Source organism: Pseudomonas protegens CHA0 (genome assembly GCF_000397205.1).
Lineage (GTDB): Bacteria > Pseudomonadota > Gammaproteobacteria > Pseudomonadales > Pseudomonadaceae > Aquipseudomonas > Aquipseudomonas protegens.
Genome location: NC_021237.1, coordinates 5044117 through 5066944, shown reverse-complemented (window position 1 = coordinate 5066944; position 22828 = coordinate 5044117). Strand labels below are relative to the sequence as shown.

General features: G+C 61.5%; 21 protein-coding genes and 4 tRNA genes. 11 read left to right on the top strand and 14 right to left on the bottom strand.

What is annotated here, in order from left to right; translation table 11 throughout:
* Positions 1-29 precede the first annotated feature (29 nt).
* Together PFLCHA0_RS22380 and rdgC are read right to left on the bottom strand one after the other, a co-directional pair.
* Complete coding sequence (locus PFLCHA0_RS22380) at positions 30-995, bottom strand: bile acid:sodium symporter family protein (RefSeq protein WP_015636621.1); 966 nt, start codon at positions 993-995, stop codon at positions 30-32.
* Positions 996-1070: 75 nt separating this feature from the next.
* On the bottom strand, positions 1071-1991 hold the full coding sequence (gene rdgC / locus PFLCHA0_RS22375; protein WP_011062670.1) for a recombination-associated protein RdgC: 921 nt from the start codon (positions 1989-1991) through the stop codon (positions 1071-1073).
* Positions 1992-2151: 160 nt separating this feature from the next.
* Here rdgC and PFLCHA0_RS22370 point away from each other — a divergent pair.
* The 4 genes from PFLCHA0_RS22370 to PFLCHA0_RS22355 all read left to right on the top strand — a co-directional run bounded on the left by PFLCHA0_RS22370 (position 2152) and on the right by PFLCHA0_RS22355 (position 2682).
* Positions 2152-2227 (top strand) — tRNA-Val (locus tag PFLCHA0_RS22370).
* A gap of 19 nt (positions 2228-2246) precedes the next feature.
* A tRNA-Asp gene (locus tag PFLCHA0_RS22365) sits at positions 2247-2323 on the top strand.
* Between the two features lie 187 nt (positions 2324-2510).
* A tRNA-Val gene (locus tag PFLCHA0_RS22360) sits at positions 2511-2586 on the top strand.
* Positions 2587-2605: 19 nt separating this feature from the next.
* Positions 2606-2682, top strand: a tRNA-Asp gene (locus PFLCHA0_RS22355).
* 140 nt (positions 2683-2822) lie between these two features.
* Here PFLCHA0_RS22355 and PFLCHA0_RS22350 read toward each other — a convergent pair.
* Positions 2823-3992, bottom strand: a complete 1170-nt coding sequence (locus tag PFLCHA0_RS22350) for a catalase family protein (RefSeq protein WP_011062669.1) — start codon at positions 3990-3992, stop codon at positions 2823-2825.
* On the bottom strand, positions 3989-5797 hold the full coding sequence (locus PFLCHA0_RS22345; protein WP_041752471.1) for a di-heme-cytochrome C peroxidase: 1809 nt from the start codon (positions 5795-5797) through the stop codon (positions 3989-3991). The genes PFLCHA0_RS22350 and PFLCHA0_RS22345 overlap by 4 nt, the downstream gene beginning before the upstream one ends.
* 269 nt (positions 5798-6066) lie before the next feature.
* On the opposite strand from PFLCHA0_RS22345, the gene PFLCHA0_RS22340 reads away from it, so the two are divergent.
* From PFLCHA0_RS22340 to PFLCHA0_RS22320, 5 genes are all read left to right on the top strand, one after another.
* Complete coding sequence (locus tag PFLCHA0_RS22340) at positions 6067-6780, top strand: FKBP-type peptidyl-prolyl cis-trans isomerase (protein WP_011062667.1); 714 nt, start codon at positions 6067-6069, stop codon at positions 6778-6780.
* 292 nt (positions 6781-7072) lie between these two features.
* Positions 7073-7528 carry a YkvA family protein gene (locus PFLCHA0_RS22335; RefSeq protein WP_011062666.1) on the top strand — a complete coding sequence of 152 codons (456 nt, stop codon included), beginning with the start codon at positions 7073-7075 and terminating at the stop codon, positions 7526-7528.
* Positions 7529-7642: 114 nt separating this feature from the next.
* Positions 7643-7984 (top strand): helix-turn-helix domain-containing protein, encoded by a 342-nt coding sequence (locus PFLCHA0_RS22330; protein WP_015636619.1) that lies wholly within the window; start codon positions 7643-7645, stop codon positions 7982-7984.
* Positions 7981-8352: a hypothetical protein gene (locus tag PFLCHA0_RS22325; protein WP_003179080.1), complete on the top strand. Its 372-nt coding sequence runs from the start codon at positions 7981-7983 to the stop codon at positions 8350-8352. Before PFLCHA0_RS22330 ends, PFLCHA0_RS22325 begins: the two co-directional genes overlap by 4 nt.
* Entirely contained in the window at positions 8353-8769 is a 417-nt protein-coding gene (locus tag PFLCHA0_RS22320; RefSeq protein WP_011062665.1) for an SEL1-like repeat protein, read from the top strand.
* On the opposite strand, the gene PFLCHA0_RS22315 is transcribed toward PFLCHA0_RS22320, so the two are convergent.
* Together PFLCHA0_RS22315 and PFLCHA0_RS22310 are read right to left on the bottom strand one after the other, a co-directional pair.
* The gene (locus tag PFLCHA0_RS22315; protein ID WP_015636618.1) at positions 8720-10546 is read right to left on the bottom strand and encodes a bifunctional diguanylate cyclase/phosphodiesterase; all 1827 of its coding nucleotides are present in this window, start codon (positions 10544-10546) and stop codon (positions 8720-8722) included. The two genes, PFLCHA0_RS22320 and PFLCHA0_RS22315, sit on opposite strands and share 50 nt — an antisense overlap.
* A 133-nt stretch (positions 10547-10679) precedes the next feature.
* Positions 10680-12764 (bottom strand): carboxy terminal-processing peptidase, encoded by a 2085-nt coding sequence (locus tag PFLCHA0_RS22310; protein ID WP_172621753.1) that lies wholly within the window; start codon positions 12762-12764, stop codon positions 10680-10682.
* Positions 12765-12902: 138 nt separating this feature from the next.
* On the opposite strand from PFLCHA0_RS22310, the gene PFLCHA0_RS22305 reads away from it, so the two are divergent.
* Positions 12903-13865, top strand: coding sequence for an NAD(P)H-quinone oxidoreductase (locus tag PFLCHA0_RS22305; protein ID WP_015636616.1), 963 nt, complete (start codon positions 12903-12905; stop codon positions 13863-13865).
* 106 nt (positions 13866-13971) lie between these two features.
* Here the strand turns inward: PFLCHA0_RS22305 and PFLCHA0_RS22300 are convergent, their stop codons facing one another.
* From PFLCHA0_RS22300 to PFLCHA0_RS22275, 6 genes are all read right to left on the bottom strand, one after another.
* Positions 13972-14625 (bottom strand): HAD family hydrolase, encoded by a 654-nt coding sequence (locus PFLCHA0_RS22300; RefSeq protein WP_011062661.1) that lies wholly within the window; start codon positions 14623-14625, stop codon positions 13972-13974.
* A gap of 40 nt (positions 14626-14665) precedes the next feature.
* Entirely contained in the window at positions 14666-15655 is a 990-nt protein-coding gene (locus PFLCHA0_RS22295) for an ABC transporter ATP-binding protein (RefSeq protein WP_015636615.1), read from the bottom strand.
* On the bottom strand, positions 15652-16452 hold the full coding sequence (locus PFLCHA0_RS22290; protein WP_015636614.1) for an ABC transporter permease: 801 nt from the start codon (positions 16450-16452) through the stop codon (positions 15652-15654). Before PFLCHA0_RS22290 ends, PFLCHA0_RS22295 begins: the two co-directional genes overlap by 4 nt.
* On the bottom strand, positions 16439-17284 hold the full coding sequence (locus PFLCHA0_RS22285) for an ABC transporter permease (protein WP_015636613.1): 846 nt from the start codon (positions 17282-17284) through the stop codon (positions 16439-16441). The genes PFLCHA0_RS22290 and PFLCHA0_RS22285 overlap by 14 nt, the downstream gene beginning before the upstream one ends.
* Entirely contained in the window at positions 17281-18087 is an 807-nt protein-coding gene (locus tag PFLCHA0_RS22280) for an alkaline phosphatase family protein (RefSeq protein WP_011062657.1), read from the bottom strand. Before PFLCHA0_RS22280 ends, PFLCHA0_RS22285 begins: the two co-directional genes overlap by 4 nt.
* Before the next feature lie 124 nt (positions 18088-18211).
* On the bottom strand, positions 18212-19279 hold the full coding sequence (locus tag PFLCHA0_RS22275; RefSeq protein ID WP_015636612.1) for an ABC transporter substrate-binding protein: 1068 nt from the start codon (positions 19277-19279) through the stop codon (positions 18212-18214).
* Between the two features lie 362 nt (positions 19280-19641).
* Between PFLCHA0_RS22275 and PFLCHA0_RS22270 the strand changes: the two genes are divergently transcribed.
* Positions 19642-20355, top strand: coding sequence for a UTRA domain-containing protein (locus tag PFLCHA0_RS22270; protein WP_011062655.1), 714 nt, complete (start codon positions 19642-19644; stop codon positions 20353-20355).
* A 39-nt stretch (positions 20356-20394) separates the two neighbouring features.
* Here PFLCHA0_RS22270 and PFLCHA0_RS22265 read toward each other — a convergent pair whose 3' ends face one another.
* Both PFLCHA0_RS22265 and PFLCHA0_RS31885 read right to left on the bottom strand, forming a co-directional pair.
* Complete coding sequence (locus PFLCHA0_RS22265) at positions 20395-22551, bottom strand: mechanosensitive ion channel family protein (protein ID WP_015636611.1); 2157 nt, start codon at positions 22549-22551, stop codon at positions 20395-20397.
* Positions 22552-22629: 78 nt separating this feature from the next.
* A complete protein-coding gene (locus PFLCHA0_RS31885; RefSeq protein WP_011062653.1) occupies positions 22630-22806 on the bottom strand; it encodes a hypothetical protein in 177 nt (58 codons plus the stop codon).
* Positions 22807-22828 lie beyond the last annotated feature (22 nt).

The window sequence follows — 22828 nt, the reverse complement described above, 5'->3', positions numbered from 1 at the left end:
CACTCTCACGTGGGCGAGTATTTTTTTCCTCAGTCATGGCCTCGCTGTATTTCCAGCTTTTGTTCGGCTGGATCTTCCATTCGCCGGAAATAGGTCGAGAGCAGGGCCCCGGAAATGTTGTGCCAGACGCTGAACAAGGCGCTGGGTACCGCCGCCAGTGGCGAGAAATGAGCGCTGGCCAGGGCCGCGCCCAGGCCGGAGTTCTGCATGCCGACTTCCAGGGCCAGGGATTTTCGCTGCGCCAGTGGCAGCTTGAACAGACGCCCCGTGAAGTAGCCCAGCAGGTAGCCAAAGCTGTTGTGCAGCATCACCACGGCCATGATCAGCAGGCCCGACTCGGCGATTTTCGCCTGGCTGGCGGCCACCACCGCGGTGACGATGATGACGATGCTCACCACGGAAACCAGCGGCAGTACTTCCACCGCGTGCTGCACCCGCTGGCCCAGCAGGCGCTGGGCCAGCACTCCCAGCACGATCGGTAGCAGCACCACTTGCAGGATCGACCAGAACAGCTCCATGAACGAGACCGGTAGCCAGGCCGAGGCCAGCAACCAGATCAGCGCCGGGGTCAGCAGTGGGGCCAGTAGAGTGGTAACCGCTGCAATGGCCACCGACAGCGCCAGGTCGCCGCGGGCCAGCCAGGTCATCACGTTGGAAGAGGTGCCGCTTGGGCAGCAGCCGACCAGGATCACCCCGACGGCGATTTCCGGCGGCAGGTGAAATGCCTGGCAGAGCACCCAGGCCACCCCGGGCATGATCACGAAATGGGCCACCACTCCCAGGGCCACGCGCCATGGGTGGCGGGCCACTTCGGCGAAATCTTCAAGTTTCAGGGTCAGGCCCATGCCGAACATCACCAGGCCCAGCAGCGGCACGATGGCGCCCTTGAGACCGACGAACCAGCCAGGCTGGAAGAATGCCAGGACGGCGAAGATCAGTACCCAGTATGCGAAGGTGTTGCCGACAAAGCGGCTCAGTGCAGCCAGTGCGCGCATGACCTGTTCCTTATTATGTGAAAACGCCACCGAAGGCGGTGGCGTCTAGTGCGTAGCGGTTATCCGGGCAAGGCGTCAGATGCCCTGCGGAATCTCCTCGCCGCCCAGGGCTTCGAACAGCGCCGGCAGGAAGTCGCCGAAGGTCAGCATCATCAGGGTGAAGCTGGCATCCTGCTGGCCGAGGGCTTCATCACCGCCGTCCTGTTCCGCCTGATCCTGCAGCAGGTCTTCGAACTTCAGGCGCTTGACCACCATCTTGTCGTCGAGCATGAAGGACAGTTTGTCCTGCCAGGCCAGGGACAGTTGGGTGACCACCTTGCCGGTGCTCAGGTGCAGCTGGATTTCCTCGCCGGTCAGGTCCTGGCGCTTGCAACGCACGATGCCGCCGTCCTCGTGGGTGTCGCGTAGTTCGCACTCGTCGAGTACGAAGAAATCGTCGGCGGCTTTCTGGGTCTTGACCCAGTCGGTCATGATCGCGGTGGGGGCGATCTTCACGGTCAGCGGGCGAACCGGCAGGGTGCCGAGGACTTCGCGCAGGGTGGAGAGCAGGTCTTCGGCGCGCTTCGGGCTGGCCGAGTTGACCAGGATCAGGCCCTGTTTCGGGGCAATGGCGGCGAAGGTCGAGGAGCGACGGATAAAGGCGCGGGGCAGGAAGGCCTGGATGATTTCATCCTTGATCTGGTCGCGTTCCTTCTTGTAGACCTTGCGCATCTGTTCGGCTTCGATCTCTTCGACCTTTTCCTTCACCGCATCGCGCACCACGCTGCCAGGCAGGATGCGTTCCTCCTTGCGCGCGGCTACCAGCATGAAGTCCTGGCTGACGTGAACCAGCGGGGCGTCTTCACCTTTGCCGAAAGGGGCGACGAAACCGTAAGTGGTCAACTCCTGGCTTGCACAGGGGCGCGCCAGTTTGGTCGCCAGTGCAGTTTCCAGCGCCTCAGCATCAAAAGGCAGATCTTGGGTCAGGCGATAGATCAGCAGGTTTTTGAACCACATGGGGTGAATCTCTCCTTTATACAAAGGAGGGCATTATTCTCTTCGCTGCTGCTCAGGCCAACCCTTCGCTAAGCCTTTGGAAGGCCTGAAAAAATTATTATAAAAAGTGCTTGCCAGAGTGGGGGCTGCTCCGTAGAATGCGCGCCACACCGAACGTGAAGGGTGATTAGCTCAGCTGGGAGAGCGTCTGCCTTACAAGCAGAATGTCGGCGGTTCGATCCCGTCATCACCCACCATTCGCATTCAGTGTTACGCGCAGCGGTAGTTCAGTCGGTTAGAATACCGGCCTGTCACGCCGGGGGTCGCGGGTTCGAGTCCCGTCCGCTGCGCCATATTCGGTAACCTGGAATACTGAACGCCAGGTCACCACAGAAAGCCCGCTAACGCGGGCTTTTTGCTGTAAAGAGTTACGTGGGTTGTGTTGCTGTACATGGAAATTTGGTTTTTTTAATAAAATTATTAATTAAATCAACACTTTAAGAATTTCTGTGGCATAATGCGCCCCGCAACGAAGGTAAAGGGTGATTAGCTCAGCTGGGAGAGCGTCTGCCTTACAAGCAGAATGTCGGCGGTTCGATCCCGTCATCACCCACCACTTACTTTCAACGCTACGCGCAGCGGTAGTTCAGTCGGTTAGAATACCGGCCTGTCACGCCGGGGGTCGCGGGTTCGAGTCCCGTCCGCTGCGCCATATTCGGTAACCTGGAACACTGAACGCCAGGTCGCCACACAAAGCCCGCTCAATGCGGGCTTTTTGCTGTCTGGGATTTGTATCGGTTCGAATCCTGCGCATGAAAAAAGCGGCCCTCGGGCCGCTTTTTGCGTTTTTGCCTACTGCTCGGCGTTACGGCTATGCCGGTAGTCGCTGACGGCTTCATACACCGCCTTGCGTAGACGGTTGATGCCGCCGATGGGGCGATGGGCTTCCAGACCGAACCAGGGGTTGAAGGACTGGTTGTCGCAAGCCAGGTTCTGCGCCGGGGTATCGAAGTCCTGGGCGGGAAGGGTCACCCGCGCCACCGTTTCAAAGGGGGCGTCACTTTCTTTCCATTCAATGCTGGTGTCTTCGATCGGCATGAAACGGTTCGGGTCCTGGCGCTGGACTTGCAGTACGAAACAGGCGCCAACCCGGTCGGTGGAGAGTTGCTGGGTCAGGGCGCTGCGCAGGAAGTTGGGCAGATCCTGGTTCTGTGCTGGCAGGCTGTAGGCCGGGCAACTCTCGGGGTCCGGCATGACCCGGAATTTGGCGTTGGCATTGCCGAACTTGTAGGGCGAGACCGAGTAGTAGGTGGTCTGGGTCGGGCTGGCCGGGGCCGGTGACAGGGTCGCCAGGGCGATGAACAGATGCCGTACCTGCCAGGTGCGCGGATCCCACCCAGGGAAGAATGCGCCGACTTTCTTGCCGTCCGCCTGGGCGGCGATGTTCTGCTGATATTCGGCTACGTCGCTGACGAAGAAATTCGGATGATTGAACATCACGAAGTCCTGTTCACGGCGTTGTGATTCCGACGCCATCAGTTGTTGCCCGGGAACATCCAGTAGCTTGATCGCCATGCCGCGGGCGTCGCGAATACTGTCGAACTGCGGGTAGGCGTTGCCGTTGGACAGGCGTACGACGGCCTGCCAGGTCTGGCCAGGGGTGGCAAATACTCCCTGGCGCAGTGGCGGGCTCAAGTCGTTGAGGACCTGGACCTGCGCCTTCACGCAACCGTGGGCCTTGGCATGGGCATCGCGCAGGTAGCGGGTGCCTTCGCGGTGCTGGTCAACGATGCGCACCGCGGTCTGGATGATGTCCTGGGTGCGGGCTGCCTCATCGGCAGGAACCTGCTCCTGCACCGCTACCGGGCCTCGGTGGTGCCAGGCGAACCAGGCACTGGACAGTGCCCAGCCCAGCAGGCCGATGACCAATAGCAATAACAGGGTCCTGCCCAGCAAGGCGCCGAGGCGCAGCCACAGTCGGGCCAGCAGGGACGGTCGTTTTCTGGCGAGATCGAGTTTCATGGCAATTGCGACTCCAATGGTCCGCCCAGCACTTTCAGGTATTCCAGCAAGGCCCAGCGTTCTTCTGGCTGCAGCAGTGGGCCGATAACGCCATTGCCACGCTGGCCGGCGCGGAATTCGTGGCCGCTGTTGTGGTTGCCGCTGATGCGGGTATCGAATTCAAAACCGTTCTTGAAGGCTTCCGGGCGATAGCCCAGGTGCTTGGGATCGTACTCGAAGGTGCCGCGGTAGAAGGTTGTCGAGCGCTCCGATTGCGGAGACAGCAGTTGATAGAGGTTGGGTACCGAGCCGTTGTGCAGGTACGGCGGTGTGGCCCAGACCCCGGCCAGCGGGCGGGCCTTGTAGGCGCGCAACTCGCGTACGCCGATCGGCAGCCCGTAGCCGTCCAGCCGCGGGCGCTCCTCGGGGGTGACCTTGGCGTCGCGATAGGCGCGCTCTTCGACAAAGGCCGTGATGTAGGCCAGGCCCTTGGCAGCCGAGAGTTGACGCAGGTCCAGCGGTTCGCTGGGTGTCGGGTGCAGCTCGACATTGGACCTGGCCAGTTCGGCGGTATCCCACTGCAAGGAGCTCAGGTCATAGCGCAGGTCGGCGATATTGCTCGCCGAATTCGGGTCGGTGCCAATCACCGCTACCGGAAGCATTTTCAACTGCTGCACGGGGCGGCCGTTGTTGTCGCTGACCGAGGGTACATGGCAGCCGGCACAGTTGCTGGCGAACAGCTCGCGGCCCTTGGCGGCCAGCGGCTTGTCGATCGTGCCCAGCAAGGCTTCCGGCCAGGCCGGTGGCTTGAGGCGCTGCAAGGTTTCCTCGATCAGGTTGAGATCGCGGACACGTACGCTGGAAGGGTAGCGGGCCTCGCCGGTGAGGGGTTGGCTGTTGGCGTCGAACAGGTTCAGGGTGGCGCCAACCCCCAGGGCTTCGCCGATATTGCGCGCCATGGGTTGCTGCGCCGAGCCGTTCCACTGGACCCAGTCGAAGGTCCAGATATCCCAGAGTTGCGGGTAGTCCACCGGGGCATTGGCAATCCGATAGTTCTCAGGGGAAATGGCGTCGCCGAAGCTGGCATTGGCGATGCGGCCAAAGGCGTCGGTACGGCCCGGACCCTCTTCGGTTGGATAGAGGCCGCGATGGGTATCGTTCCAGGCCACCCGCAGGAAGTTATCCAGTGAGACCTTGAAGTCCTTGCGCAGTTGTTCGTGCCTGGCTTCGTAGTCGGCACCCAGCACCTTGCGGGCGAAGCGCTCGAATTTCCAGGGGTTGTAGTAGGTGCTGGTGAGGCTGGCCACGAGGGCCTGGCCGAAGCTGCCACCACGCAGGGTCGGTACGCTGGACGGCAGTACGTGCTGCGCCGAGCCGCCATCAATGCGCAGGGCTTGATGGTTGAAACGCAGCTCGCCGGTGTGGCAGGCAGCACAGGTGATGTCCAGGTATTGTTCCGCGCTGCCCGGATTCTGATGGCGGGCGAAGCCCACGGGCAGGTTGCCGGGATTCTGCGCTGTGGCTTTCTGTCCCGGCTCCACCAGGAAGCCGAAGCGGGCCAGGTACTCGGGAGCGGCAAAGGACTGCTCGGAGAACGGTAGCTCCAGAGCGCTGAACCATTCATAGCGCAGGCCTTTGACCTGGGTGCCCTGGGGAGTGAAATAGTAGGTCTGGCGATCCTTGGCATCCCATTGGTCCAGGTAGTGCACCTGTTCAACGGGTACATAGTCGGGGAGTTTCGGATTGGCCACGTAGTACAGGACCACTGCCAGGACAATGCCGATCAGCACGGCAATCAACAGCAACACACGATAGATGAGGCGCAAGATGTACTTCCTTGTCGAATTTCGTTTCCTTATGCCTGAGCTCATCTGACGCGGCAAGTAGCCATTACTTGAGCTATGGTTATTCGCGCCCGTTCAAGCGCCTCGGTAAGCGGCCTGGGCAGGGTGTACCCCAGAGCATGAAAACGCGTTTAAAGACGTGAACTTATCGGCCATTTACTACTCTTACGCCGGTAGCCATTGGTCGTGGTCGCCTGATAAGCTCGCGGCTTTATTCGATTGCCCTTTAGGCGCATGAACAAGGAAATAGCATGAAACAGCATCGGTTGGCGGCGGCGGTGGCCCTGGTTAGCCTGGTACTTGCGGGTTGTGATTCGCAGACCAGCGTAGAGCTGAAAACCCCGGCGCAAAAAGCTTCCTACGGTATCGGCCTGAACATGGGCAAGAGTCTGGCTCAGGAAGGCATGGATGACCTGGATTCCAAAGCGGTCGCCCAGGGCATCGAAGATGCCGTCGGCAAGAAAGAACAGAAGCTGAAGGATGAAGAGTTGGTCGAAGCCTTCGCCGCGCTGCAAAAGCGTGCCGAAGAGCGCATGGCCAAGATGAGCGAAGAGTCGGCGGCTGCCGGCAAGAAATTCCTCGAAGAGAACGGCAAGAAAACCGGTGTGACCACCACCGCTTCCGGTCTGCAGTACGAAGTACTGAAAAAGGCTGACGGTCCTCAGCCCAAGCCGACTGATGTCGTGACTGTTCACTACACCGGCACCCTGACCAACGGCACTGTGTTCGACAGCTCGGTAGAGCGTGGCAGCCCGATTGATCTGCCTGTCAGCGGCGTGATCCCGGGTTGGGTCGAAGGCCTGCAACTGATGCACGTGGGCGAGAAGTACAAGCTGTACATCCCGAGCGACCTGGCCTACGGCGCCCAGAGCCCGAGCCCGGCGATTCCAGCCAACTCGGTGCTGGTCTTCGAACTGGAGCTGCTGGGTATCAAGGATCCAGCCAAGCAGGACGCCGCCAAGTAACCTGCGTCAGCGCCTGAAGCAACGCCCCGTTCTTACGGGGCGTTGTCGTTTCTGCAGGTTGCTGCTGGCAAATTATCCGAACCGACGGCAGTGCGGGTGGTCTGAACAGGGTATGAGCGGTAGGTAGTCGCTGGAGGCTGCCAAGTCAATGAAATTATGGGTTTTTTTATGTGAGTAAAAAACGCCCGATCTGAGCTCAGCCCTTATGAAACGGGGCTTTCAGCCGTGAAAAATAGCTCTGTTCACAAGGTTATCCACAATTTGTGTGGATAACATTTCAGTGGGAGTGATGATGAAAGCACCCTGGAATTTTGCTCGTTTCCTGCCGTTGGCGGGGCGCTTGCTGAGCCGCGGTCGTTTGCCCACGCTGCTGTTCGCCGTGGCGAGCAAAGGCGCCAGCCAGGGCGGACGCCTGGGCAAGGTCAAACAGGACCTGCGCTTGTTGCAGGCACTGTGCCTGGCGTACTGGCGTGGCGAGTACCGGGCCATCAGCCCCAAGGCGCTGCTGTCGGTGGTGGCAGGCTTGATGTATTTCCTCAGCCCTGTGGATGCCATTCCCGACTTTATTCCGGTGTTCGGCATGCTTGACGATATCGCCGTTCTGGCTTGGCTGATGAAAACCCTGGATGACGAACTCAACGCCTTCCGAACCTGGCGTAATCGGCAAATGCCGGAAAAACTCGCGGTTGTCGAGCGCTTGCCGGACACTGCGGAGCAATTGCTGCTGGAAGGACCGCAGAAAAACTAAGGGTATTCACCGCCTCCCACAACAATCATGCTCCCCGCGACCATTGCCGCTGTTAGGATTACACTTCAAGGGAAAAGTCCGACTCGCTAAGTGTCGTTGTCCTACGGGGTAGTAATGGATATTCAGATTATTGAACGCGATGGCGAGCCCGAATATGCGGTTCTGCCGTGGGCTCAGTATCAAGCTTTATTGTCAGCCGCAGGTCTTACCGAACAACCACCGCACGCTGCCGCAACTTCTCAGGCAGCGCCACCAGCCCAGAATCTTCCGGGCCTGGATCAATTACGCAGTCTGCGCGAAGGGAAGGGCATCGCCATCGAGGCGCTGGCCCGCAAAGTTGGTATCAGTCCGTCTTACCTGGCCCTGATTGAAAGTGGCGAGCGTCAACCCGACGCTGCGATTCGCCGCAGCCTGGCCTGGGAGTTGACGGTGCCGGGGTGGAGGGAGCAATCGTGAGTGTAAGGATCAGTCGTCAGCACTGGGATGGGCTGTTGGGTGAGCTGGATCAGGCCCGTCGTCAGCGGCATCTTTTAACCTATCGAGCCTTGTTGGAGCGCTTGCAACTGCCCAGCCCGGCCATGCAGACCCTGACAGCGGCGCTGGAGCATCTGGCAGCGCTGGATGCACGGGCCGAACAGCCTTTGCGCAGTTCCCTGGTGATCAGCCAGGGGGCCAGCCGCTTGCCGCGTACCGGCTTCTTCGAGTGCGTGGAGCGTCTGGGGCGTTTTTCCGGCCCTTCCGACGGTGTTGCCGCGGCTTCCTGGCATGCCTCGGAAGTGGTGCGGGTCTTCGAGTACGAGTATCCCGAATCAGCGGAGGCTTGAATGTTCCTGGCACTCAAGGCGCGACTCGGCTATTGGCTGGCGCGCCGTTTGTTTCATTGGCCGTGGTTTGTCCGCCAACCCCGTGTCTGGCGTTGGATGGAAGGTCAGTTCGCGCGCATGGCCAATCTGGGCAATGTCGGTGCGCTGAGCTTTTATGGGCACATCCTGACTTTTCGTGGGCAGGGGCTTGGCGCCCGTCAAGAAGGTCAACGCCTGCTGCGGCTGGCTGCACTGGCAGGGGATGGCAAGGCAGCCTATCAGTTGGGCGTGATCAGCCTGGCCGGCTCGCCCAGCAAGGCTCCCGACGCTGTCGAAGCGGCGCGCTGGTGGACGCTTTCGGCCCAGGCCGGGCATCCTCTTGCGGCGCTCAAACTGACGCAGCTCGATCAGCCGACTGATCCCGCAGCGGCTCACTGAGGTTTTGCGCTCCCAGGCTGGCTGCCGCTTCCAGGCTGTCGATCACATGGATGCTGTAGCCCTGGATATTCTTGGCGTGATGCTTGGCCTGGGAGGCCAGCTCCGCCAGTTGGCTGGAGTCCAGTTGGCCACAGGCCTGTGGATACAGGTGCACTACGCCGATGGACAGTGACAGCAAGGGAAATTCCTGACGGATACCTTGCCGATTGGGGGCGACAAAGCAGCCAGCCTCCAGGTGTTCGCTGCGGTAGAAGCGCCGGCACTGGCTGTGGAAGTCATCCAGCAACTGGTTGAGCCGTCGGCGCCAGTCTTCCGGCCCCAGCACCAGCAGAAAGTCATCCCCACCGATATGTCCGACGAAGTCGCGGCTCGGGTCTACCCGGTCGTTCAGGCATTGGGCCAGGCACAGCAGCACCTCATCGCCGCGGCCATAGCCATAGATATCGTTGAAGGGTTTGAAACTGTCGATGTCGACGTAGCAGATCACCGATTCCCGTGCTTGCTGCAGCAGGCGGCTCAGGCACTGCTGGATCGGCACATTGCCGGGCAGCAGAGTCAGCGGGTTGGCGTAGCGGGCTTGCTGGATCTTCAGCTCCGTAATCAGCTTGAGCACATCGATGACCCGCCCCAGCCCCAGATAATGGCCATTCAAGGTGATGATGAAATCTTCCTCGATGCGTTGGCGGGCGCGGCTGGTGATCAGGCGGCTGACCTGCTGCAGGGACTGGCTGAGTTCGACCGCGAGAAAGTCATCGTTCATCAGGCGGCTGATGGGCTTGCGGGCGAACAGGTCGGTGGCAAAGGGCTTGAGCAGGGCGTCGGAGAGCGAGTGCCGATGGACGATGCCGCAAGGCTGCCCCTGTTCGTCCAGCACCGCGAGGGAGTTGAGGTTGGCTTGCCGGCGAAAGGCTTCCAGGACGTTGGCGGTGGGCGTATTGCGGGCAACGGCCGGTTGCTCGTTGAGCAGCGCACTGAGGTCGCTGCCATCATCGTTGAGGGCCACGCTGGTGTGATCATGCTTGGGCATCATTGCCCGAGCGTCCCTCGGCGGCTGTTCCTGGGGGCGACACAACAGGTAGCCCTGGACCAGGTCGACGCCCATCTCGGTCAGCACTGCCAGTTCTTCGGTCAGTTCGATCCCTTCGGCGATCACCTGGGCGCGGGAGGCTTTTGCGATTTGCAGAATCGAGCCGACGAACTCGCGCTTGAGGGCATCCTGGTGAATGCCGTCGATAAAGTGCCGGTCGATTTTCACGTAGTCCGGGCGCAGCTCCGACCACAGGCGCAGGCTCGAATAACCGGCGCCCAGGTCGTCCAGGGCGATGGAGAAACCCATGTCGCGGTAATGGTGCAGGGCGTTCTGCAGCAACTGGAAATCGTCGATCGGGGTCTGTTCGGTAAGCTCGATCACCACCTGGCTGGGGGGGATGCCGAAGTCCTCAAGCAGCTGCAAGGTACGCCCTGGTTGGTGGGCGGCCTCCAGCAGGGATTCCGGTGAGACGTTGAGGAACAGCTTGCCGGGCAGTTGTTGTTCGCTGAAGCGTTTGCAGGCGCTTTGCCGACAGGCAATCTCCAGCTCGCTCAGGCGCCCGGCCTGGCGCGCGACGGCGAACAGCGCGACAGGGGAGTGCAGAGGGCTGTTTGAGGGGCCGCGACTCAGGGCCTCATAACCCAGGATGCGCCGCTCGGACAGGGAAATGATCGGTTGGAACAGGCTGTGCAAACCGCTTTGAGCCAGGATTGAACTCAATGCACTGAGCTGTTCGGTCGTGGTCATGGCGATCTCTGTCGATAAAAAAGGACCGGGCGCGGCTCTGGCTAGAGAACGGCGCCCGGTCCTTTATTTCACGACAGAATGATGACTGTTTAATGACGATCCGAGGCGCGATCGAATTAAATTGCCATCATCCTCAGTGCTTGGCCACCGAGGTGTTGAGCTTCAGATAGTCCAGCAGGATGCGCCCGGTTTCACTCAGGTAGGCGTCGTCTTCCGGCTTGGTCTTGTCCGGCTCGGCAGCAGCCAGTGCATCTTCGTCTTCTTTCTTCAGCTCTTTGAGCGGCTCCTCGCCCTTGGCTTTGCGACGGGCGTTTTCCAGGGCCAGTTGCTTGGCTTCGATATCGGCATGTTGCGCCCGACGATCGGCTTCATTGAGGCTGACGGTTTTTTCCGCCATCAGCTTCTGTGCCAGGGCCAGCTTGTCGCGGATGAACACGAACTCCGGATCTTTCGCCGAACGGATTTCGTGTTCGGCCTTGAGCTGAGCCAGGAACGGTTTGAACGGGTCTACCGCAGGCTTGATGGCCGGGCGGATGGTGTCCCATGGCATGGCTTCAGGCAGGGCGCTTTCGCCGATTTCCTTGGTGTCGATGATCGACGGATAGCCGATATCCGGCAGCACGCCCTGGTGCTGGGTGCTCTGCCCGGAAACCCGGTAGAACTTGGCCAGGGTCAGCTTCAGCTCGCCGTGGTTCAGCGGCTGGATGGTCTGCACGGTGCCTTTGCCGAAGGTCTGGCCGCCGATGATCAAGGCGCGGTGGTAGTCCTGCATGGCGCCGGCGAAGATCTCCGAAGCCGAAGCCGAGAGACGGTTGACCAGCAGTGCCATCGGACCTTTGTAGAAGGCGCCGGGGTTTTCATCTTCCAGTACATCCACCCGGCCGTCGGCGTTGCGCACCAGCACGGTAGGACCCTTGTCGATGAACAGGCTGGTCAGCTCGGTGGCTTCCTGGAGGGAGCCGCCGCCGTTGTTGCGCAGGTCGATGACCACACCGTCGACCTTGTCTTTCTGCAACTCGGTCAGCAGTTTCTTCACGTCGCGGGTAGTGCTCTTGTAATCCGGATCACCAGCGCGGAAGGCCTTGAAGTCCAGGTAGAAGGCTGGGATCTCGATCACCCCGAGCTTGTAGTCCTTGCCGTCCTGCTTGAGGTTGAGGATCGACTTCTTCACCGCCTGGTCTTCGAGCTTCACCGCTTCGCGGGTGATCGGCACGATCTTGCTGGTCTGGTCGTTTGGCGCATTGCTGGCCGGAATCACTTCCAGGCGTACCAGGGTGCCTTTCGGACCACGGATCAGCTTGACCACTTCGTCCAGGCGCCAGCCCACCACGTCGACCATTTCCTTGTCGCCCTGGGCCACACCGATGATCTTGTCCGCAGGGGCTACCTGCTTGGTCTTGTCCGCCGGGCCTGCCGGCACCAGGCGCACGACCTTGACCTGGTCGTTGTCGCTCTGCAGCACGGCGCCGATGCCTTCCAGCGACAAGCTCATGTTGATGTCGAAGTTTTCCGCGTTATCCGGCGACAGATAGTTGGTGTGCGGGTCGTAAGACATGGCGAAGGTGTTGATGTAGGCCTGGAAGATATCTTCGGCACGGGTCTGGTCCAGGCGCGCCAGCTGGTTCTTGTAGCGCTTGGTCAGGGTTTCCTGGATCTGCTTGGGATCCTTGCCGGCGATCTTCATCCGCAGCACTTCGTCCTTGACGCGCTTGCGCCACAGGTCGTCGAGTTCGGCGGTGGTCTTGAGCCAAGGAGCATCCTTGCGATCGATCAGCAAGGTTTCCTTGGTGGTGAAGTCGATCTTGTCGACGCCCTTGTTAAGCTCGGCCAGGGCGAAGTCCAGGCGGGATTTGACCCGGTCCAGATAGCGCTTGTAGATGGTGAACCCGGCGTTCAGGTCGCCGCTCTTGAGGAAGTCGTCAAACTGGGTTTTCCATTTGTCGAACTCCGCGATGTCGCTGGCCATGAAGTAGCTGCGCGACGGATCCAGCAGCTTCAGGTAGCTGTCATAGATGATCACCGAGCGCGCATCATCCAGCGGCGGTTTGCTGTAGTGATGACGTTTGAGCAGTTCAACGACATTGAGGCTGGCAATTACCTCATCGCGATCGGGCTGAAGATTGTCCCAGCTATTGGCTGCGAACGTATTGGTCGACATCGGCAGCAGGCCGAAACCAATGAAAAGAGCGAGGGCGGTGCTGGGGAACAAATGCTTCATGCTGATTCGACGCGGGGGCAATTGATAACGCATATTAGGCCGTCTTTGAAGTCGCCGGTTCCATAAGGACCGGTCGCATAATGCAAAAAGCCCGGTGCTACCGCTCCGGGCTCAGTCCAGACTCACTATGGAGGCACTGTGAAAGCATTGCAAGGCGTTGAAGGTCATGTGGAGTGGGTGGAAGAGCCAAGTCCGGCCTGTGATGTGGGGCAAGTTCGCATTCGGGTGGCGGCTGCTGGCCTCAATCGGGCCGACCTGTTGCAGCGTGCGGGGCTCTATCCCCCGCCTCCCGGAGCCAGCAAGGCCCTTGGCCTGGAATGCTCCGGGGTAGTCAGTGAAGTGGGCCCGGGTTCGTCCTGGCAAGTGGGTGATCGGGTCTGTGCCCTGCTGGCGGGCGGAGGCATGGCTGAAGAGGTGGTGGTAGATGCCCGCCATGTACTGCCAGTACCCGAAGGGTTGTCCCTGGCCGAGGCCGCGGCGCTGCCCGAGGTCTACAGCACAGCCTGGCTGAATCTGTTCCAGCTGGCAGCGCTCAAGCCGGGCGAGAAGGTCCTGCTGCACGCTGGCGCCAGTGGCGTCGGCTCGGCGGCTATCCAGCTGTGCAAGGCGTTCGGCAACCCGTGCTGGGTGAGCGTTGGTTCAGCCGATCGCCTGGCCTACTGCGAGAGCCTCGGTGCCCAGGGCGGTGTGGTGCGTACCGATGGCATTGAGGCGCTGCGGGACTTTGGGCCTTTTGATGTGATTCTCGACCCGGTGGGCGCCAATTATGTGGCCAACAACCTCAAGCTGCTGGCCCTGGATGGACGTTGGGTACTGATCGGCTTGATGGGCGGGCGCGAAGCGCAGCTGGACCTGGCCCAGGTGCTGGGCAAGCGGATCCAGTTTCTGGGGTCGACCCTGCGCAGCCGGAATGACCAGTTCAAGGCCGACCTGTTGAGCGACCTTGGGCAGAATGTCTGGCCGTTGTTCAGCGAAGGGCGTCTGAGCCCGCAATTGGCCAGGACCTTTGCGATCCAGGATGCAGAAGCCGCTTTTGCGGAGCTGGCGACCAATCAGGTCTCGGGCAAGCTGGTGCTGGTGATCGACCCCAGCCTGACCTGAGCCCTGCAGGAGCCGGCTTGCCGGCGAAGGGGGCGTCAGGCCTGACGGTCTGTTCGCTGGCAAGCCAGCTCCTACACAAGCCAGCTCCGGGGATCTCTGGGGCTGGTCACTTCCAGTGGTGGATCGGCCAGCCGGCCTTCTGCGCATGTTCACGCAGCACCGGATCCGGGTTCACCACCTGCGGGTGGTCCACGCGCAGCAGCAACGGCAGGTCATTGCGCGAGTCGGAGTAGAAGGTTGCGCCTTCCAGGTTTTCTTCCTCGGCATCCAGCCATTGCAGCAGGCGGGTGATCTTGCCCTCGCGGTAGGTCAGGGTGCCAACGGTGCGGCCGCTGTAGACCCCATGCTGCACCTCCAGCTCGATTCCCAGGACTTCGTCGATACCCAGGCGCGCGGCAATCGGTTTCACCAGGTGGGTGCCCGAGGCCGAGATCACCAGGATCCGGTCGCCGGCCTGGCGGTGGGCGGCAATGGCCTTGCAGGCGTCGCTGAAGATGATCGGCTCGATCACCTCTTCGACCCAGGGCTCGACCAGGTGCGCGACCTCTTCCGGGGTGCGTCCGCTCATGGGTTCCAGGCTGAAGTCCATGAACTCCTCCATGGCCAGCTTGCCATGGCTGTAGGCGTCCATCAGCTCATGGTTGCGACGCATGAACGACTCGCTGTCGACCCAGCCCAGGCGGCCCATCTGCTCGCTCCAGAGGGTGGCGCAGTCGCCGTGAATCAGGGTTTCGTCCAGATCAAAAATTGCCAAGGCCATCAGTGCCGCTCTCTCTTCAGGATCAATTGCGTGAATGCCATCAGGCTACCTCACACAGGGCTGTCGGATCGATGCTCAATGCCAGACGCTGGCCGTCGGCGTGCAGATCATCGGCCGAGCGGTTGAGTACATCCACCACCAGCTCCACGCCTCGGGCCTCGACTCGATAGCGGATCACGTTGCCCAGCAGACTGTGGCTGCGTACCAGCGCATCCAGTGGGCCTTCCTTGCGCAGTTCGATGGCTTCCGGGCGGATGGCGATGCGGCCGCTGACCGGCCGCTGCAGCAGCTTGCTGGCGCTGTCGGCATCCAGCAGGTTGTAGTTGCCGATAAAGCCCGCGGCGAAGGCGTCCACCGGGGCGGTGTAGAGGGTTTCGGCATCGCCGCTCTGGACGATCCTGCCCTGGTTCATCAGGAAGATCCGGTCGGACATGGTCAGGGCTTCTTCCTGGTCGTGGGTGACGAAGATCGTCGTCAGGCCCAGTTCCCGCTGGATGTTGCGGATCTGTTCGCGCAAGTGCTTGCGGATCCGTGCATCCAGGGCCGACAGCGGTTCGTCCAGCAACAGCAGGCGCGGGCGGGTCACCAGGGAGCGGGCCAGGGCCACGCGCTGGCACTGGCCACCGGACAGCTGGTGCGGGTAGCGGCTGGCGAAGTCGTTGAGCTCCACCAGTTGCAAGGCTTCCTCGACCCGCTTGCGGCTGTCTTCGGCGCCGACCTTCTGCATGCGCAGGCCAAAGGCGACGTTCTGTTCCACGGTCATGTTGGGAAACAGCGCGTAGCTCTGGAACACCATGCCGATCCCGCGTTTCTGCGGGCTCAGGGGCACGATGTCCTGGCCGTCGAGGAGGATCTTGCCGCCGTCCACCGGGGTCAGGCCGGCGATGCAGCGCAGCAGGGTCGACTTGCCGCAGCCGGAAGGGCCGAGCAGGGTGACGAACTCGCCCTTGCGGATTTCGCAATTGATGTCGCTGAACACTGTGGTGCCCGCATAGTTCTTTTGCAGGTGTTGGACGCTGACGAAGCTCATTGGCTTTTGTCCTTGTTCAAGATGTTGGCGGCCCAGGTCAGAAGCAGCACGAAGAAGAAGTAGGAAATCACCAGGGCGCTGGTGAAGTGGCCGCTGCTGTTGCGCATGTTGTTCAGGTAGACCTGCAGGGTTTCATAGCGGGTGCCCACCAGGATGTTGGCGAACACGAACTCGCCGAACAGGAACGAGAAGGACAGCAGCAGCGCCACCATCAGGCCCTTGCGCAGGTTCGGCAGGACCACCAGGAAGGCTGCCTGCCAGGTACTGGCGCCCAGCAGTTGGGCAGCGTCCATCAGGTCCCGCAGGTTGATCGCCTGCAAGTTGTTGGTGATGGCCCGGTACATGAACGGCAATGCCACGGTGAAGTAGCAGCCGATGAGGATCCAGGGCGTGCCGACCATGGCGAAGGGCCCCGAACCATAGAGTTGCAGCAGGCCCACCGAGGACACCACCGGCGGCACCGCGAAGGGCAGCAGGATCAGGATGTTCATCAGCGCATCGAGCCTGGGGAAGTGGTAGTGCACCACGAACAGCAGCGGCAGGATCAGCACCACTGAAAGCACCAGCGCACCCACGCAGACCAGCAATGACTGGCCGAAGGCATTGAGAAAACGTGGGTCGCTCCACAGCTGCAGGTACCACTTGAAGGTGAAGCCGCTGGGCAGGATGGTCGCCGACCAGCTGCTGGCAATCGAGTAGACGAAGGTCCCCAGCAGCGGCAGCAGAAGGATGGCAAACAGCAGGTAGACCATCACTCGGTGGTAGAGCGCGGCGGAGCCGGGTTCAGCGCGAGACATGGTAGCTCCTCTTCAACAGCAGTTGATGGACGATGGTCACCAGGGTCATCAGCGCCACCAGCACCACGGCGAGGGCGCTGGCCATGTTCGGATCCAGGGAGATGTCCCCGGAGACCATGGCGGCGATGCGGATCGGCAGGACGTTGAAGTTGCCGGTGGTCAGGGCGTAGACCGTGGCGTAGGCGCCCAGGGCGTTGGCCAGCAGGATGACGAAGGTGCCCAGCAGCGCCGGGGTCAGCACCGGCAGGCCGATATGCCGCCAGAACTGCCAGCCGTTGGCCCCCAGCAAGGCGGCGGATTCACGCCAGTCCTCGCGCAGGGCGTCGAAGGCCGGGTAGAGCAGCAGCACGCCAAGGGGGATCTGGAAGTAGGTGTAGAGAATGATCAACCCAGTCTTGGAGTACAGGTTGAAGTCCTGAATGATCCCCGACTGCTTGAGCATGATGGTGATGGTGCCGTTGAAGCCCAGCAGGATGATGAAGGCGAAAGCCAGGGGCACCCCGGCGAAGTTGCTGGTCATGTTGGCGAAGGCATTGACGAAGTTGCGCAGGCGCGAATCCACCCGGCGCAGCGAGTAGCTGCCCAGCACCGCGATGATGATGCCGAACACGCTGGACCAGAAACTGATCTCCAGGCTGTACTGGATGGCCTGCAGGTAGAACTTCGAGCTGAAGATCCTGGTGAAGTTGGCCAGGCCCCAGCCGAACTCTTCCGATTGCAGGCTGTTGATCAGCACCCACACCAGGGGGGCAATCTGGAACACGATGAAGAACAGGGCGAAGGGCACCAGGCACAGGGCCGCCAGCCATTTGCTACGGGTGACTGAATTCACTTCAACAGCTCCCGGCAGAAAGGTTTGTCATGGGGCGCGCCCAGCAATTGGCAGACGGTGCCGCACAGTTCGGTCTGTTTCGGCGCGGCAGCGGGGTCGAGGCTGAAAGCGTCGCCGAGAACGAACAGCGGGACCTCTCGCTCCTCAGCCAGCAGGCCATTGTGCGAGCGGTCGTTGTTCATGCCGTGGTCGGCCGTCACCAGCACCTGGTAGCCGGCGTCGAGCCAGCCTTGCAGGTAGTCGGCGAGAATGATGTCCGCTGAGCGCGCGCTGTTGCGGTACTGCGAACTGTCCAGGCCGTGCTTGTGTCCGGCGTCGTCGATGTTCATCGGATGCACCAGCAGCAGGTTGGGCTGATGGCGCAGGCGCAGGTCCTCGGCGTCGGCGAACAGATGGGAATCGGGGTAATGATCGCTCCAGTAGAAGTGGCCGTACTGGATCGGCAGTTCAGGGTTTGCGGTGTGCCGGTCTTGCGGGGCGTTGAAGGGCGAACGGTTGTACAGCTCACTGACCCAGTGATAGGCCGCGGCGGCAGTGCTCAGGCCGGCCTCGCGGGCGTAGTGGAACAGACTGCGCTGGTTGGACAGGCGCGAAACCTGGTTGTGCACGATACCGCTGTCGATCGGCCGCACGCCGGTGAGTATGCATTCGTACAGAGGGCGGGAGAGGGCAGGTAGTTCGCATTGCAGTTTGTACAGGGCGGCGCGGCCAGCACCGACGTAGGCTTGCAGGTGCCCCATGGCGTGTCGGGCAACTTCGTGGTTGAGGCCGTCGAGCACCACAAGGATGACGTTGTGCTTCATGAGGTGGAGGGCTCCGGGATCGGGTGTGTAGGAGCCGGCTTGCCGGCGAGTGGTCTGTGTGCGCTTGTCTGTGCAGCGCCTTTGAGCCATTCGCCGGCAAGCCGGCTCCTACAGGGATGCAGCCTTACTGCATGTTGATGATCACTTCTTCCTGCCACTTCTGCGGCAGGCCCTTGGAGGTTTTCTCCCAGGCATCGGCGTCCTTGATCGGTGTTACGTGCTTGTACTGCTCGTTGGGCAGCAGGTTGGCCTGTACGTCCGCCGGCAGGGTCAGGTGCTCGGCACGGATCGGCCGCGCATTGCCGCGGGCCAGGTTGGTCTGGCCGGCGTCGCTGAAGATGTACTCGCGGGTCAGCTTGGCGGCGTTGGGATGCTTGGCGTACTTGTTGATGATGGTGGTGTAGCCGGAGATCACCGAGCCGTCCGACGGGATCAGCACGATGTAGTCGTCCTTGTTGACCATCTTGTTGCGGTAGCTCAGGCCGTTGAAGTCCCAGACCACGCCCACTTCCACTTCACCCTTTTCCATGGTGGCGATGGTCGGGTTGGCCAGGGACAGGCGCCCCTGCTTGGCGATCTCGGCGAACATCAGCAGCGCCGGCTGGATGTTCTTCTCGTCACCACCCTTGGCAATGGCGGCGGCCAGTACGCCGTTGGCGGCCTGGGCCGCGGTGCTCACGTCACCGATGGAAACCTTGTACTTGCCCTTTTCCAGGTCGGCCCAGCTCTTCGGCGCTTCGGAGCCGTGCAGCAGCTTCTTGTTGATGATGAAGGCGATGGTGCCGGTGTAGGCCAGCGCCCAGTTGCCGTCCTTGTCCTTGGCCCAGTCCGGGACCTGGGCCCAGGTGCTCGGCTTGTAAGGCTGGGCCACGCCCTGCTTGACCGCGATCGGGCCGAAAGCCGCGCCAACGTCGCCGATATCGGCGCTGGCATTGTCTTTCTCGGCGGCGAACTTGGCGATCTCCTGGGCCGAGCTCATGTCGGTGTCGATGTGCTTGAGGCCGTAGGTCTTGGCCAGGTCTTCCCAGGTGCCTTTCCAGTTGGCCCAGTCATCGGGCATGCCGACGCTGTTGACCGCGCCTTCTGCTTTCGCAGCGGCTTCCAGGGTTTTCAAATCGTTATCAGCAGCCATGGCGGCGGTGCACAGGGCAATGGTCGAGCCTAACAGTGATGCCAGGAAAAGCTGTTTCATCCGAAGCTCCTTTGGGCGTGTTCAACGCTGCGTTTTATCGACAGTCTTGCGGTGGGTTGGTCTAGGTCAGCAATACCTGAGCCAATTTAGGCGGGTTGGATGACACTTTGATGTCGGTGCCAACGATCGACGCATGGATTGAGGCGCAGGTCCGAGGCTGCGAAATAAGCGTAGACCATGGCCAAACGCCCGCAGAACAAGGATCTGGCGGGTAATTTGCAAGTTGGTGACAGGCCCGCTGAGCGCCTTTGTCATCTGTCAGTCATATGCATTGCCTAGGCTTTGGGCACGGATGCAGAGCACTGCCCCGGCCATTGCGCTGCCCTGAAACAGTGCTGGTCTAGTCCAGATAGGTAACGTTGATGCGTATTGATGCAACCAAAGCGGTGACAGCCATCGGCCAGGTCCTGCAGGAGCAGATCGCCCACGGGCTGTTGGCGCCCGGTAGCAAGCTGCCGGCCGAACGCAAGCTCAGCGAGCTATTTGCCACCACCCGCATCACTGTGCGTGAGGCCCTGCTGCAACTGGAGGCCCAGGGCCAGATCTACCGTGAAGAGCGTCGTGGCTGGTTTGTCTCGCCGCCGCGCCTGGCCTACAACCTGATGCAGCGCAGCCACTTCCACGCCATGGTCAGCGCCCAGGGGCGGGTGCCCTCCACCGAGGTGATTTCCGCGCGCCTGCAACCGGCATCGGCGGCGGTCTGCGCCTGGCTGCAATTGCCGGCACTGTCCAGCGTGATCCAGATCTGCCGCGCACGACGTATCGATGAGCGACTGGTGCTGTATGTCGAGCACTACCTGAACCCCAAGTATTTTCCGAAGATTCTCGATCTGGACCTGAACCAGTCGATCACCGAACTCTATGCCCGGCATTACGACCTGCACTACGGACGGGTGCGCTTTGAAATCGTGCCCACCTCACTGCAGCCGGAAGCGGCGGCGGCCTTGAAGGTCTCGGTGGGCAGCCCGGGGCTGCGGATTGCCCGGGTGAACTATGACCAGCACGAGCGGCTGATCGATTGCGACCTGGAGTTCTGGCGCCATGACGCGATTCATGTCGGTGTTGACGTTCTTTAGGCGCCAGTGTCGTTCGCCGGCAAGCCGGCTTCTACAGGATCACTCCTTTTCCGCGCCGCCGCCTGCGGTGATCACCTGGATGCTCATGCGCGGCGTAGCCAGGTCCAGCCCGGCTTCGTCGAGGTGACGCTTGAGGGACAGGTTGAACGCCCGGGACACTTCCCACTGCTTGATCGGTGCAGTCTTGAAACGGGCCCGGAGGATGGCGCTGCCGGACTCGAAACTCTCCACCCCCTGGATTTCCAGCGGCGACCAGATATTGCGGCGCTGCAGGGGGTCGGTGCGCATCTTCTGGCCGACATCGCGCATCAGCTTGATTGCGTCGTCGATTTCCATGTTGTACGGGATCGCCACGCGGAAGATCGCGTAGCCGAACTCCCGGGAGTAGTTCTTGATGCTCTTGATTTCGCTGAACGGGATGGTGTGCACGATGCCGTCGATGTCCCGCAGGCGCACGGTACGGATAGTCAGGCCCTCGACGGTGCCCAGGTGGCCGCCGACATCGACGTAGTCGTCGATGGCCAGGGAGTCCTCGATGATGATGAACAGGCCGGTGATCAAGTCCGCTACCAGGGACTGGGCGCCGAAACCGATGGCCAGGCCGATGACACCGGCACCGGCCAGCAGCGGCGTGACGTTCATGCCCATGTTCGCCAGGGCAACGATGGTGGCAATGATGAAGATCGCCACGAACAGCACGTTGCGAATCAGCGGCATCATGGTTTGCGCGCGCGCGTTGGCCAGGCCCTTGCGCGAACGGGTCAGGGCGTGATGCACCGCGGTGTCGCTGAGAATCCAGATCAGCCAGGCAAAGATCAGGGTGCCGCCGAGGCTGAACAGCTTGACGCTGACTTCATGGCCATCGCCTTCGGTGAAGCGGATCAGCGACATGCCCCAGACCCGCAGGCCGAGCTCGATGAATGCCAGCCAGACCGCCAGGTGAGCCAGGGTGTAGAAGAAGCTTTTCAGCCGCTCGGAGTACAGCGCATGGCGTTTGTGCCCGCGCTGGGGCTTGAGGGCATGGCGGCGTACCAGGCCGTTGATCACCATGCACAGCACCAGCAGTACCGTGCACAGCAACGACTGGCGCAGGGCGGTGCTGGTGTCGCCGGCGGAAACGAAGGTGGCGAACAGCGAGATACCTACCAGCACCAGGGCCGGCAGGTACCAGAAGGTGCCGATGATCTCGATGGTGTCGCTCAGGGCCCGGCGGGTCAGGCGCCGTGACAGTGGCTGATTGCGGATCAGGTGGGCGATGGGGCGGCGGAAACGCAGGATGAACACGCCGGTGGACAGCGCCGCCATGACATTGGCGAAGGTCGCCGCGGTATGGGCCAGGTGCTGGCCCAGGCTGGCCACCATGCGTGGGTCGCTCAGGGCCTCGCCAAAGGCGGCGAAGCTGCCGATCCACCACAGCGGGCGGAAGGCCTGGCGCCGCAGGATGTACAGGGCGCGATGGCGGTGCGGGCCATCGAGTACGGAGAACGCCACCACGCAGATCGCCGAGAAACAGGTGCCGACCACCAGGGCGTAGGCCAGGACCATGGCCAGGTCCTTGCCCAGGGAAGAGGGCAGGGAGTAGGTCATGTAGACCGTGATCAACAGGGCGATCAGCCAGGGGCCGAGCTTGCGCAGGGCAAAGCGCAGCAGGTCCCAGGTCTTGGGGTGCTGGGGCAGGTCTTCGGTCAGGCCGAAGCGCAGGCGCACCCGGTGGCTGAGCCAGATCAGCGCTGCTGCCAGCAGGCTCCAGACCATGAGGATCAGGGCAAAGGCAAAGATGATCGGCAGCCACTGGCTGGCTGGCAGCATCAGTGCCGAGAGTTCTTCCTTGGCCAGGTCGAACTCGTCGGACCAGCGGGTAACCGGGCTGTCGGCCCCGGAGAATTGCTTTTCCAGGTTCGACAGGGTGCCGCCGATCAGGCCCAGTACGCCTTCTTCTGGCGTGGGCTGGGCTTTTTTCGTGGCATCTCGCAGTTTCTTCAGGTCCGCCAGCAGCTTGGTCCGTTGCTGGTCGTTCTCCAGGGACTTGATCACCTCGTCCAGGGATTGCCCCAGGGGTTCCTCAGCCTGGGGCTGCGCCTTGGTCTGGTTGCCCAGCAAGCCAGGCAAGCCCACCGCCTGGGCGCTCCCCAGGGGCAGCAGGGTCAGCAGGCAGACGAGCACATAGCAGGGCAGGGCAAAAAGACGAGCGAACACTGGGCGGTCAACCTCGGGGAAAATGGATCGACCGAGTGTACGAGGCCGCCAAATTCAATGCGAGGGTGAGTGCTGCATTTATTCCGCGAGCTTGGCCAGGATCTTGTAGACCACGGTGCCGAGAATCAGCAGCATGCCGATCCACATGCTGAACACACCGAGGTTCTTGTCCCGGAAGTTGAAGCCGATGGCCAGCAGGATCATGCCCGTGAGAATGGGGATGAGCATGGAGTGGAACGAAGACATCGAGATCATGGCGACAGCCTTGTCAGGAGGA